Annotated in this window: 13 protein-coding genes; 12 read left to right on the plus strand and 1 reads right to left on the minus strand. The window is 72.2% G+C overall.

Annotated elements, in window-relative coordinates; all coding sequences use genetic code 11:
- Positions 1–3: 3 nt before the first annotated feature.
- Complete coding sequence (locus ACIRSU_RS17620) at positions 4–726, minus strand: MBL fold metallo-hydrolase (protein WP_403793018.1); 723 nt, start codon at positions 724–726, stop codon at positions 4–6.
- A 156-nt stretch (positions 727–882) separates the two neighbouring features.
- Between ACIRSU_RS17620 and hrcA the strand changes: the two genes are divergently transcribed.
- The 12 genes from hrcA (at position 883) to ACIRSU_RS17680 (ending at position 12,532) form a co-directional block, all read left to right on the plus strand.
- Complete coding sequence (gene hrcA / locus ACIRSU_RS17625; protein ID WP_403793020.1) at positions 883–1,902, plus strand: heat-inducible transcriptional repressor HrcA; 1,020 nt, start codon at positions 883–885, stop codon at positions 1,900–1,902.
- Complete coding sequence (dnaJ, locus tag ACIRSU_RS17630; protein ID WP_403793022.1) at positions 1,903–3,042, plus strand: molecular chaperone DnaJ; 1,140 nt, start codon at positions 1,903–1,905, stop codon at positions 3,040–3,042.
- 111 nt (positions 3,043–3,153) lie between these two features.
- Positions 3,154–4,329: a nitronate monooxygenase gene (locus ACIRSU_RS17635; RefSeq protein ID WP_403793023.1), complete on the plus strand. Its 1,176-nt coding sequence runs from the start codon at positions 3,154–3,156 to the stop codon at positions 4,327–4,329.
- Entirely contained in the window at positions 4,326–5,069 is a 744-nt protein-coding gene (locus tag ACIRSU_RS17640) for a 16S rRNA (uracil(1498)-N(3))-methyltransferase (RefSeq protein ID WP_403793025.1), read from the plus strand. Before ACIRSU_RS17635 ends, ACIRSU_RS17640 begins: the two co-directional genes overlap by 4 nt.
- A gap of 127 nt (positions 5,070–5,196) precedes the next feature.
- Complete coding sequence (locus tag ACIRSU_RS17645) at positions 5,197–5,556, plus strand: histidine triad nucleotide-binding protein (protein ID WP_403793027.1); 360 nt, start codon at positions 5,197–5,199, stop codon at positions 5,554–5,556.
- Positions 5,557–5,571: 15 nt separating this feature from the next.
- A complete protein-coding gene (locus tag ACIRSU_RS17650; RefSeq protein WP_403793029.1) occupies positions 5,572–6,474 on the plus strand; it encodes a ribonuclease Z in 903 nt (300 codons plus the stop codon).
- Between the two features lie 237 nt (positions 6,475–6,711).
- Complete coding sequence (locus ACIRSU_RS17655; RefSeq protein WP_403793031.1) at positions 6,712–7,707, plus strand: adenosine deaminase; 996 nt, start codon at positions 6,712–6,714, stop codon at positions 7,705–7,707.
- 297 nt (positions 7,708–8,004) lie between these two features.
- Positions 8,005–9,141 carry a carbohydrate kinase family protein gene (locus ACIRSU_RS17660; RefSeq protein ID WP_403793622.1) on the plus strand — a complete coding sequence of 379 codons (1,137 nt, stop codon included), beginning with the start codon at positions 8,005–8,007 and terminating at the stop codon, positions 9,139–9,141.
- Between the two features lie 107 nt (positions 9,142–9,248).
- A complete protein-coding gene (locus ACIRSU_RS17665) occupies positions 9,249–10,334 on the plus strand; it encodes a PhoH family protein (RefSeq protein ID WP_403793032.1) in 1,086 nt (361 codons plus the stop codon).
- A gap of 12 nt (positions 10,335–10,346) precedes the next feature.
- A complete protein-coding gene (gene ybeY / locus ACIRSU_RS17670) occupies positions 10,347–10,844 on the plus strand; it encodes an rRNA maturation RNase YbeY (protein ID WP_403793034.1) in 498 nt (165 codons plus the stop codon).
- Between the two features lie 30 nt (positions 10,845–10,874).
- Positions 10,875–12,182, plus strand: coding sequence for a hemolysin family protein (locus ACIRSU_RS17675; RefSeq protein WP_403793036.1), 1,308 nt, complete (start codon positions 10,875–10,877; stop codon positions 12,180–12,182).
- The gene (locus tag ACIRSU_RS17680; RefSeq protein WP_403793037.1) at positions 12,179–12,532 is read left to right on the plus strand and encodes an MmcQ/YjbR family DNA-binding protein; all 354 of its coding nucleotides are present in this window, start codon (positions 12,179–12,181) and stop codon (positions 12,530–12,532) included. The genes ACIRSU_RS17675 and ACIRSU_RS17680 overlap by 4 nt, the downstream gene beginning before the upstream one ends.

Here is a 12,532-nt window from a genome sequence, read left to right on the forward strand (position 1 = left end):
ACGCTACGACACCTCGAAGCGGCGTGCCAGTTCATCGCGCTGGCGTCGTACGAACGCCGCGTCCACCACCGCGCCGTGCCCCGGCACGTACACCGCCTCCTCGCCGCCCAGTGAGAGCAGCCGGTCGAGGGCGGCCGGCCAGCGGGTGGGGATGGCGTCCGGGCCCGCCTGGGGTTCGCCGGACTCCTCGACGAGGTCGCCGCAGAAGACCACCTCCGCGGCGCCGGGTACGAAAAGGGCCAGGTCGTGGCCCGTGTGGCCGGGGCCGACGTTCGCGAGGAGGACCTGGCGGCCGCCGAGGTCGAGGGTCCACTCGCCGGAGACGGTGTGCCGCGGGGCCACCAGCGCCTCGACGGCCTCCGCCGCGACCGCCTCGTCCACCCCCTGCCGTACCGAGTCCGCGCGCAGCTCGTCCGCCTCCCGCCGCAGCAGCGCGTCCACGCCCACCGCGCCGAACACCTCGGCCCCGGCGAAGACCGCCGTGCCGAGCACATGGTCGAAGTGCGGATGGCTGAGTGCGATGTGCGTCACCCTGCGGCCGCCCGTGAGAGCCGCCACATCCGCGTGGATCTCGGCGCCCTGCGCGAGCGTGGCGCCCGTGTCGTACAGCAGCACCGCGTCCCGCCCGGTCACCAGGCCCACCGTGGCGTCCCAGCCCGGCAGCCGGCGGCGCCCCACGCCCTCGCCGAGCCGCTCCCAGCCGTACGCTTCCCAGTCCGTTTCCATGGCGAGACGCTAACCGTTGCGTCGCCGTCAAGCCCGCCTCCTTGCCAGGAGCGATGTCCGCCGCCGTACACTGGCCGGGGGTTTCCTGGCACTCGGACAGGGCGAGTGCCAAAAGCGGAGCAACCGGAACCGGATCGACAGCTGGAGGTGCGCGCGATGCTCAGCGAACGCAGACTCGAGGTGCTGCGCGCCATCGTCCAGGACTACGTCGGGACGGAGGAGCCCGTCGGCTCCAAGGCGCTGACCGAGCGGCACCGGCTCGGGGTCTCGCCCGCCACCGTGCGCAACGACATGGCGGTCCTGGAGGAGGAGGGCTACATCGCCCAGCCCCACACCAGTGCCGGCCGCATCCCCACCGACAAGGGCTACCGCCTCTTCGTCGACCGACTGGCCGGCGTCAAGCCGCTGTCCACCCCCGAGCGGCGCGCCATCCACAACTTCCTCGACGGAGCCGTCGACCTCGACGACGTCGTCGGCCGCACGGTCCGGCTGCTCGCGCAGCTGACCCGGCAGGTCGCCGTCGTGCAGTACCCGTCGCTGACCCGTTCGACGGTCCGGCACGTGGAACTGCTGTCGCTCGCCCCCGCCCGGCTGATGCTCGTGCTCATCACGGACACCGGCCGGGTCGAGCAGCGCGTGATCGACTGCCCGGCGCCCTTCGGCGAGACCTCCCTCGCCGACCTGCGGGCCCGCCTCAACAGCCGCGTCGTCGGCCGCCGCTTCGCGGACGTGCCGCAGCTGGTGCAGGACCTGCCGGAGTCCTTCGAGGACAGCGAGGACCGCGGCACGGTGTCGACCGTGCTCGCGACCCTGCTCGAAACCCTGGTGGAGGAGCAGGAGGAGCGGCTCATGATCGGCGGCACCGCCAATCTGACCCGCTTCGGACACGACTTCCCCCTGACGATCAGGCCCGTCCTGGAGGCACTCGAGGAGCAGGTCGTGCTCCTCAAGCTGCTCGGCGAGGCCAAGGAGTCGGGCATGACCGTACGCATCGGGCACGAGAACGCCCACGAGGGACTGACGTCCACGTCGGTCGTCTCGGTCGGCTACGGTTCCGGCGGCGAGGCAGTCGCCAAACTCGGCGTGGTCGGACCGACCCGCATGGATTACCCCGGAACGATGGGAGCGGTACGCGCAGTGGCACGTTACGTCGGACAGATCCTGGCGGAGTCGTAAGTGGCCACCGACTACTACGCCGTACTCGGCGTTCGCCGCGACGCGTCGCAGGACGAGATCAAGAAGGCTTTCCGCCGGCTCGCCCGTGAGCTTCACCCGGACGTGAACCCGGACCCGAAGACTCAGGAGCGGTTCAAGGAGATCAACGCCGCTTACGAGGTGTTGTCGGACCCGCAGAAGAAGCAGGTCTACGACCTCGGCGGCGACCCGCTGTCCGCCTCCGGCGGCGGTGCCGGGGCCGGCGGCTTCGGCGCGGGCGGCTTCGGGAACTTCTCGGACATCATGGACGCCTTCTTCGGTACGGCGTCCCAGCGCGGCCCGCGCTCGCGCACCCGGCGCGGCCAGGACGCGATGATCCGCCTGGAGGTCACCCTCGACGAGGCGGCCTTCGGCACCACCAAGGACATCCAGGTCGACACGGCCGTCGTCTGCACCACCTGCTCCGGTGAGGGCGCCGCGCCCGGCACCTCCGCGCAGACGTGTGACATGTGCCGTGGCCGCGGTGAGGTCTCGCAGGTCACCCGGTCCTTCCTGGGCCAGGTCATGACCTCGCGCCCCTGCCCGCAGTGCCAGGGCTTCGGCACGGTCGTGCCGACCCCGTGCCCGGAGTGCGCCGGCGACGGCCGCGTGCGGTCCCGCCGTACGCTCACGGTCAAGATCCCGGCCGGTGTCGACAACGGCACCCGCATCCAGCTCGCGGGAGAGGGCGAGGTCGGCCCCGGCGGCGGCCCCGCCGGCGACCTGTACGTCGAGATCCACGAGATCCCGCACGAGACCTTCCAGCGCCGTGGCGACGACCTGCACTGCACGGTCACCATCCCGATGACGGCGGCCGCGCTCGGCACGAAGGTGCAGCTGCAGACGCTCGACGGCCTCGAGGACGTCGACATCCGCCCGGGCACCCAGTCCGGCCAGTCGATCCCGCTGCACGGCCGTGGCATCACCCACCTGCGCGGCAACGGACGCGGCGACCTCATCGTCCACGTCGAGGTGCAGACCCCGACGAAGCTCGACGCGGAGCAGGAGCGGCTGCTGCGCGAGCTGTCCAAGCTGCGCGGCGAGGAGCGCCCGCAGGGGCAGTTCCAGCCAGGACAGCAGGGGCTGTTCTCGCGCTTGAAGGATGCGTTCAACGGGCGCTGAGCCCAGGTACGCCGCTACTGAAGGGCGGCCCGCACCTCGTGCGGGCCGCCCCTTCGCGTATCGCCGCCGTACCGATTCGGCGCCGTCGCACCGGCATGGCACGATGCCTGCATGTCCACCGCTCTGAACGATCTCTCTCGGCATCCGATCGTGCAGGCCCCCATGGCGGGTGGCGCCTCCTGTCCCGAGCTCGTCGGTGCCGTGTGCGAGGCCGGCGCGCTGGGCTTCCTGGCCGGCGGGTACAAGACCGCGGGCGGGCTCTACCAGGAGATCAAGCAGGTGCGCGCGCTCACCGCGCGGCCGTTCGGGGTCAACCTGTTGATGCCGCCGGCCGGCCAGTCCGCGGATCCGGCGGCCGTCGAGGTGTACCGGCACCAGCTGGCCGGCGAGGCCACCTGGTACGAGACGGAGCTCGGTGACACCGAGCAGGGCCGGGACGACGGTTACGAGGCCAAGCTGGCGATCCTGCTCGACGACCCCGTGCCGGTCGTCTCCTTCACCTTCGGCTGCCCGGACCGCGACGCGCTGCACGCGTTCGCCCGGGTCGGTACGTACACGATCGTCACCGTCACCTCCGTCGAGGAGGCCCGGACGGCCGAGCGGGCCGGGGCCGACGCGATCTGTGTGCAGGGCACGGAGGCCGGCGGGCACCAGGGCACCCACCGGGACGATCCGGCGGACCTGCCCGGCGCCGGCAGCGGCCGCGGACTGCTTCCGCTGCTGACCGAGGTCCGCGAGGCCGTGCGGCTGCCGATCATCGCGACCGGCGGGATCATGCGGGGCCGCCAGATCGCCGCCGTGCTCGCGGCGGGCGCGGACGCGGCCCAGCTCGGCACCGCCTTCCTGGTCTGCCCCGAGTCCGGGGCGCATCCGCTGCACAAGCGCGCCCTGACCGATCCGCTCTTCACGCACACCGAGCTGACCCGGGCGTTCTCGGGGCGGCCGGCCAGGGGCCTGGTGAACCGTTTCATGCGCGAGCACGGGCCGTACGCACCCGCCGCGTACCCCGAGGTGCACCACCTCACGGCGCCGTTGCGCAAGGCCGCCGCGACCGCCGGGGACCCGCAGGGCATGGCCCTGTGGGCCGGGCAGGGCCACCGGCTGGCCCGGGAGCTGCCGGCCGGGCGGCTCGTCGAGGTCCTCGCCGAGGAACTCGCGGAAGAGCTCGCGGCCCTCGGTGCCGTCACCACGCCAGGCACCGGGCCGAGCAACAGGCCAGGCAGCACATCAAGCAACAGGCCGAGCAACAGGCCGAGCAACAGGTCGAGCAACAGGAGCACCCCGTGACCGCACCCGTCTTCGTCGTCGACGCCGTCCCCGCCGTCGGCGGGTTCCTCCTCGACGGGCCCGAGGGCCGGCACGCCGTCTCCGTGAAGCGCCTGCGCGCGGGGGAGGAGCTGGTGCTCACCGACGGGCGGGGTGTGTGGGCGCAGTGCGTGGTCGCCGCCGCCGAGGGCAAGGACCAGCTGACGGTCGAGGTCACCGCTGTCCACGAGGACCCGGAGCCCGCGCCCCGCATCACCGTCGTCCAGGCCCTGCCCAAGGGCGACCGCGGCGAACTGGCCGTCGAGACCATGACGGAGACCGGCGTCGACGCGATCGTGCCGTGGGCCGCGTCCCGCTGCATCACGCAGTGGAAGGGCGACCGAGGTCTGAAGGCGCTCGGCAAGTGGCGGGCCACCGCCCGCGAGGCCGGCAAGCAGTCGCGCCGCACCCGCTTCCCCGAGGTCGCCGAGCTGATGACGTCCAAGCAGGTCGCCGCGGTGCTCGCGGGCGCCGACTTCGCGGCCGTGCTGCACGAGGACCGCGACCACCCGAGCGGCGCGCTCGCGACGGCGGAGCTGCCCGGGAAGGGGTCGATCGTGCTCGTCGTCGGGCCCGAAGGGGGCGTGTCCCCGGTGGAGTTGGCGCTCTTCGAGGAGGCGGGCGCCCGGCCGTACCGGCTGGGGCACAGCGTGCTGCGCACGTCGACGGCGGGGACGGCGGCGGCGGCGCTGGTGCTCGGCCGTACCGGACGCTGGTCGTGAAGGGCCGGTGTCCGGCCCGCGTTGTCAGTCGGCCCCGATAGCATCTGATCGACATCGAGAGTGGCGTCGAGCGTGACGTCGACAGTGGCGTCGAGAGCGACGTCGACCGAGGCGAGGAGGCCCGGGCATGGCCGGAGAGCCGCAGAGCGACTGCCTGTTCTGCAAGATCGCGGCGGGGGAGGTCCCGGCGACGATCGTGCGCGAGACGGAGACGACGGTCGCGTTCCGCGACATAAACCCGCAGGCGCCCACGCACGTCCTGGTGATCCCGCGACGGCACTACCCGGACGCCGCGTCGCTCGCCGCCGCGGAGCCGATGGTCGCCGCGGACATACTGCGCGAGGCCGGTGAGGTCGCCGAGCAGGAGAAGATCGACGGCAGCGGATTCCGGATCGTCTTCAACACCGGTGCGGGCGCCGGCCAGACCGTCTTCCACGCCCATGCACACGTGCTCGGCGGCCGCGGCCTCAACTGGCCGCCCGGATAGGCCCGGACGGTCCCCTTGTCCGTACGTGAACTGGTCGTCCTCGGCACGGCCAGCCAGGTCCCGACCCGGCACCGCAACCACAACGGCTATCTGCTGCGCTGGGACGGGCAGGGCATCCTCTTCGACCCCGGCGAGGGCACCCAGCGGCAGATGCTGCGGGCCGGGGTCGCGGCGCACGACCTGAACCGGATCTGTGTCACGCACTTCCACGGGGACCACTCGCTGGGCCTGGCCGGGGTGATCCAGCGGATCAACCTGGACCAGGTCCCGCACCCGGTCACCGCGCACTACCCGGCGAGCGGGCAGCGCTTCTTCGAGCGGCTGCGGTACGCGACGGCCTACCGCGAGACGGTGCGGCTCGCCGAGGCGCCGGTCGCCGCCGACGGGCCGCTCGCGGTCACCGACGGATTCACGCTCGACGCACGCCGGCTCTCCCACCCCGTCGAGTCGTACGGCTACCGGCTCACCGAGCCGGACGGGCGCCGCATACTTCCGGCGCGCCTCGCCGCGCACGGCATCACCGGGCCGGACGTCGGCCGGATCCAGCGTGAGGGCGTTCTCGGCGGTGTCACGCTGGAGGACGTGAGCGAGGTGCGGCGCGGGCAGCGGTTCGCGTTCGTCATGGACACGCGGCTGTGTGACGGGGTGTACGAGCTCGCCGAGGGCGCCGACATGCTCGTCATCGAGTCGACCTTCCTCGACGAGGACGTCCAGCTCGCCGTCGACCACGGCCATCTGACCGCCGGTCAGGCCGCGGCGGTCGCGCGGGACGCGGGCGTACGGCACCTCGTGCTCACGCACTTCTCGCAGCGGTACGCCGATCCGGCGGAGTTCGAGCGGCAGGCGCGGGCGGCCGGGTTCGCGGGCGAGCTGACCGTCGCCCAGGATCTGATGAGGGTCCCCATGCCCAAGCGCTAGACGCCCGAGCGCCGGACGCCCGCGCGCCGGACGCCCAAGCGCCGGACGCCCAAGCGCCGGACGCTCACGCGCCGGACGCCCAAGTGCCAGATATTCGAGTGCCGGACGCCCGAGTGCCGGACGCCCGAGCGCCGGACGCCCGCGCGCCGGACGCCCACGCGCCGGACACCCACGCGCCGGACACCCGAGCGTCAGACCAGTACCACCCGCACGCGAGATCCAGGAAGCAGCACCACCATGCCGGTACCCAAGGCCGAACTCCACCTCCACATCGAAGGCACCCTCGAACCCGAGCTGGCCTTCGCGCTCGCCGAGCGCAACGGCGTCACCCTGCCGTACGCGGACACGGCCGCGCTGCGGGAGGCGTACAGCTTCAGCGACCTCCAGTCCTTCCTGGACCTCTACTACTCCCTCATGGCCGTGCTCCGCACCGCCGACGACTTCACCGACCTCGCCGACGCGTACCTCGCGCGCGCCGCCGCGCAGGGCGTACGGCACGCCGAGATCTTCTTCGACCCGCAGGCGCACGCCGTCCGCGGCGTCCCCATGGGTGTCGTCGTGGAGGGCCTCACGGCCGCGCTCGACCGCGCCGAGGAGCGCCACGGCATCTCCACCCGCCTCATCATGTGCTTCCTCCGCGACGAGTCCGCCGAGTCCGCGCTGGCCACCCTCGACGCGGCGAAGCCGTACCTCGACCGGATCACCGGCGTCGGCCTCGACTCGGCGGAGGTCGGGCACCCGCCGGCCAAGTTCCGCGCGGTGTACGAGGAGGCCGCGCGGCTCGGGCTGCGGCGCGTCGCCCACGCGGGCGAGGAGGGGCCCGCGGAGTACATCCGCGAGGCACTCGACGTGCTGGGCGTGGAGCGGGTGGACCACGGGCTGCGGTGCCTGGAGGACCCGGAGCTCGTGGACCGGCTGGTCCGCGAGCGGGTGCCGCTGACCCTGTGCCCGCTGTCGAACGTGCGGCTGCGCGCGGTCGACGTCCTGGAGCAGCACCCGCTGCGGCGGATGCTGGACGCGGGGCTGGTCGCGACGGTGAACTCGGACGACCCGGCGTACTTCGGCGGCTACGTCGGGGACAACTTCACCGCGGTGCGGGAGGCGCTGGGCCTGGCGCCGGAGCAGCTGCGGACGCTGGCCCGGAACTCGTTCCTGGCGTCGTTCCTGGAGGACGACGAGGAGCGGCGCGAGCGGTACCTGGCGGAGGTCGAGGCGTACGACTTCGGGGCGTAGCGGTCTTCGAGAGAGCGGGCGAGCGGGCGGGCCGGCGGGGCGCGGCGGGGCGGGCGGGACGTCTGCGCCGGGCCCCCGAGCACACGGGCGGCGCGACCGCTCGGGCGTCCCAGGAACCGAACCGGGAAATGAGACGGCGCCCGGTGATCCACCTGCGCGCGGCACCATGTGTAGCAAGCACCCGAGTGGGCGGAGACGGCGTTCATCCCCCGGGCGCGGAGTCGTCGCGTCCACCCCCCCCCACCCCCCCTTCGGGCACACTGTCCGGACCAGCACCACGTGCCGATCCGCCGCACCATGATCGGGGAGCCCGCCGTGACCGACCGCGACCGCGACCGCGAACGCCGCACCGACGTCGACCCGCTCGTGTGCCTGCGCGAGCCCACCGACCCGGACTGCGACGTCTTCCTCACCGGCACGGTCTTCCTCGACATCATCTTCACCGGCCTCGACAGCGCCCCCGTCCGCGGCACCGAGTCCTGGGCCCGCGGCATGGGCTCCAGCCCCGGCGGCGTCGCCAACATGGCCACCGCGCTCGCCCGGCTCGGCCTGCGCACCTCGCTCGCCGCCGCGTTCGGCGACGACCACTACGGCGAGTACTGCTGGGACGCCCTCGAGCAGGGCGAGGGCATCGACCTCTCGCTGTCGCGGACCGTGCCCGGCTGGCACTCGCCCGTCACCGTCTCCATGGCGTACGAGGGCGAGCGCACGATGGTCTCGCACGGCCACGCCGCCCCGCCGCTCGACGGTGCTCTGCCCGCCTACCCGCCGCACGCCCGCGCCGCCGTCGCCTCCCTCGTGCCCGGCCGCAGCGAGGAGTGGGTGGCCCGGGCCGCCCGCGGCGGGGCCAAGGTGTTCGCGGACGTCGGCTGGGACGACACGGGGCACTGGGACCTGGCCGGCCTGACCGACCTGGAGCACTGCGAGGCCTTCCTGCCGAACGCCGCCGAGGCCATGCGCTACACCCGCACCGACTGCCCGCGCGCCGCCGCCCGGGCGCTCGCGGACAAGGTCCGCTACGCCGTCGTCACCCTCGGTTCGGAGGGCGCCTACGCCGTGGACGGCGCCACCGGCGAGACCGCCGAGGTGCCCGCGATCCAGGTCGCCGCCCTCGACCCGACCGGCGCCGGGGACGTCTTCGTCGCCGGTTTCGTCACCGGCACCCTGGCCGGCTGGCCGCTCGCCGACCGGCTCGCCTTCGCCGGGCTGACGGCCGCGCTGTCCGTGCAGGAGTTCGGCGGCTCGCTGTCCGCGCCGACCTGGGGCGAGATCGCCGCCTGGTGGCAGCAGGTCCAGGGCCACGAGGGCCAGGACCCGGCCGCCCTGCGCGACCGCTACGCCTTCCTGGAGCGCCTCCTGCCGGTCCCGGCCCGCCCCTGGCCGCTCCGCCGCGCCGTCCCCACCATCGGCTTCCGCCCGGCGCCGGCCCCGTAAAAAGCGTTCAGGGTTGTCCGACCCGAGTCGTAGGCTTGGTATCCGAGAGGTTGTCGAGCAGCGAGAACCCTGCGACGGGAGGTATGTGCAGGCCACAGTGCCGGCCCATGACTCAGACACCCACAGCCCACGCCCCTGCGCCGGGGCAGGCACGCGCTCAGTTCACCGTCCCCGCGAAGCACCCGATGGTGATGGTCCTCGGATCCGGTGACGCCCTGCTGCGCGTGATCGAGGAGGCGTTCCCGTCCACGGACATCCACGTGCGGGGAAACCAGATCAGCGCCGTCGGCGACTCCAGTGAAGTCGCCCTGATACAGCGCCTGTTCGACGAGATGATGCTGGTGCTCCGCACCGGACAGCCGATGACGGAGGACGCCGTGGAACGGTCGATCGCCATGCTGCGGGAGGAGGACGGGGAGGCGGCGGCCGAGACGCCGTCCGAGGTGCTCACGCAGAACATCCTCTCCAGCCGTGGCCGCACCATCCGGCCCAAGACCCTCAACCAGAAGCGCTATGTCGACGCCATCGACAAGCACACCATCGTCTTCGGCATCGGCCCCGCCGGCACCGGCAAGACGTACCTGGCCATGGCCAAGGCGGTCCAGGCCCTGCAGTCCAAGCAGGTCACCCGGATCATCCTGACCCGGCCGGCCGTCGAGGCGGGCGAGCGGCTCGGCTTCCTGCCCGGCACGCTCTACGAGAAGATCGACCCGTACCTGCGCCCGCTGTACGACGCGCTGCACGACATGCTCGACCCGGACTCCATCCCCAAGCTGATGGCCAACGGGACGATCGAGGTCGCGCCGCTCGCGTACATGCGAGGCCGGACGCTCAACGACGCGTTCATCATCCTCGACGAGGCGCAGAACACGAACCCCGAGCAGATGAAGATGTTCCTCACCCGCCTCGGCTTCGACTCGAAGATCGTCATCACCGGTGACATCACCCAGGTCGACCTGCCCGGCGGCACGAAGAGCGGTCTGCGCCAGGTCCGCGACATCCTCGACGGGGTCCAGGACGTGCACTTCTCGACGCTCACGTCGCAGGATGTCGTCCGGCACAAGCTCGTCGGCCGTATCGTCGACGCGTACGAGCAGTACGACATCCGCAACGAGGGCAAGCGCGAGAGCCGGCACGACGGCCGCCGCGACGGCCGCCGTGAGGACCGTCGTGAGGACCGCAACGGGAAGTAGAAGCAACCGCACATGTCGATCGACGTCAACAACGAGTCCGGCACCGAGGTCGACGAGCAGGCGATCCTCGACATCGCCCGCTACGCGCTCGGGCGCATGCGCATCCACCCGCTCTCCGAGCTCTCGGTGATCGTCGTGGACGCCGAGGCGATGGAGCAGCTCCACATCCAGTGGATGGACCTGCCGGGCCCGACGGACGTCATGTCCTTCCCGATGGACGAGCTGCGCCCGCCGTCGAAGGACGACGAGGAGCCCCCGCAGGGCCTCCTCGGTGACATCGTGCTCTGCCCCGAGGTCGCCAAGAAGCAGGGCGACGAGGCCCCGACGCGGCACTCCATGGACGAGGAGCTCCAGCTGCTCACCGTCCACGGAGTGCTGCACCTGCTCGGCTACGACCACGAGGAGCCGGACGAGAAGGCCGAGATGTTCGGCCTCCAGGCCGCCATCGTGGACGGCTGGCGTGCGGAGAAGGGCCTGACCGGCCCGTCGCCGGCGCCGACCGTCTCCTGACCCGGACGGGACAGGACAGGTCCGTCCGTCATGAACGCACAACTGATCCTGGGCGCCGTCGCGCTAGTCGTCGTCGCGTGGCTCGCCGCCTGCGCCGAGGCCGGCATGGCCCGCGTCTCCAGCTTCCGCGCCGCCGAGGCCGTCCGCACCGGGCGGCGCGGCGCCGAGAAGCTGGCGCAGGTCGCCTCCGACCCGACCCGCTATCTCAACGTGGCGCTGCTCGTCCGTGTCGCCTGCGAGACGGCGGCCGGCGTCCTCGTCACGTACGCCTGCCTCGAGGCCTTCCCGGAGACCTGGCAGGCGCTGCTCGTCGCCATCGCCGTCATGGTGCTCGTCTCGTACGTCGCCGTCGGCGTCTCGCCGCGCACCATCGGCCGCCAGCACCCGCTGAACACGGCGACGGCAGCCGCGTACGTGCTGCTGCCGCTGGCCCGCATCATGGGCCCGATCCCGCAGCTGCTCATCCTCATCGGCAACGCGGTGACGCCGGGCAAGGGCTTCCGGAAGGGCCCGTTCGCCTCCGAGGCCGAGCTGCGGGCGATGGTCGACCTCGCCGAGCAGGAGTCGCTGATCGAGGACGAGGAGCGCCGCATGGTGCACTCGGTCTTCGAGCTCGGCGACACCCTCGTCCGCGAGGTGATGGTGCCCCGCACCGACCTCGTCGCCATCGAGCGCTACAAGACCGTCCGCCAGGCCCTCACCCTCGCGCTGCGCTCCGGCTTCTCCCGGATCCCGGTGACCGGTGAGAACGAGGACGACATCGTCGGCATCGTGTACCTGAAGGACCTGGTCCGCAAGACGCACATCAACCGCGACGCCGAGGCCGACCTGGTGTCCACCGCGATGCGCCCGGCGGCCTTCGTGCCCGACACCAAGAACGCCGGCGACCTGCTGCGAGAGATGCAGCAGGAGCGCAACCACGTCGCCGTCGTCATCGACGAATACGGCGGCACGGCCGGGATCGTCACCATCGAGGACATCCTGGAGGAGATCGTCGGTGAGATCACCGACGAGTACGACCGGGAGCTGCCGCCCGTCGAGGAGCTCGGCGACGAGCGCTACCGGGTCACCGCCCGCCTCGACATCGGAGACCTCGGCGAGCTCTACGGCTTCGGCCCGGACGAGTACGACGACGAGGACGTCGAGACGGTCGGCGGACTGCTCGCCAAGGCCCTCGGCCGGGTGCCGATCGCCGGCGCCAACTCGGTCGTCGAACTCCCCGACGGGCGTACCCTGCGGCTCACTGCGGAGTCCCCGGCCGGCCGCCGGAACAAGATCGTGACCGTGCTCGTCGAACCGGTCGGCACCGCCGGCCCCGAGGAGGGAACCGAGTCGTGACGCCCGACCAGCTGCGCGCCTTCTGCCTGGACTTCAACGACGCGACGGAGGAGTTCCCCTTCGGGCCCGACGTCTCCGTCTTCAAGGTGGCCGGGAAGATGTTCGCGCTGTCCTGGCTGGACGGCGACCCGCTCACGGTCAACCTCAAGTGCGACCCGGACGACGCCGTACGGCTCCGCGAGGAGTACCCGGCGATCGCCCCCGGCTACCACATGAACAAGCGGCACTGGAACACGGTGAACGTGGGAGAGCTCCCGGACCGGATGGTCCGGGAGCTCGTCGAGGACTCGTACGACCTGGTGGTCGCCGGGCTTCCGAAGGCGGTACGGCTCCGGCTCGACCGGCCGTAG

Source organism: Streptomyces sp. NPDC101160, from assembly GCF_044768205.1.
GTDB lineage: Bacteria > Actinomycetota > Actinomycetes > Streptomycetales > Streptomycetaceae > Streptomyces.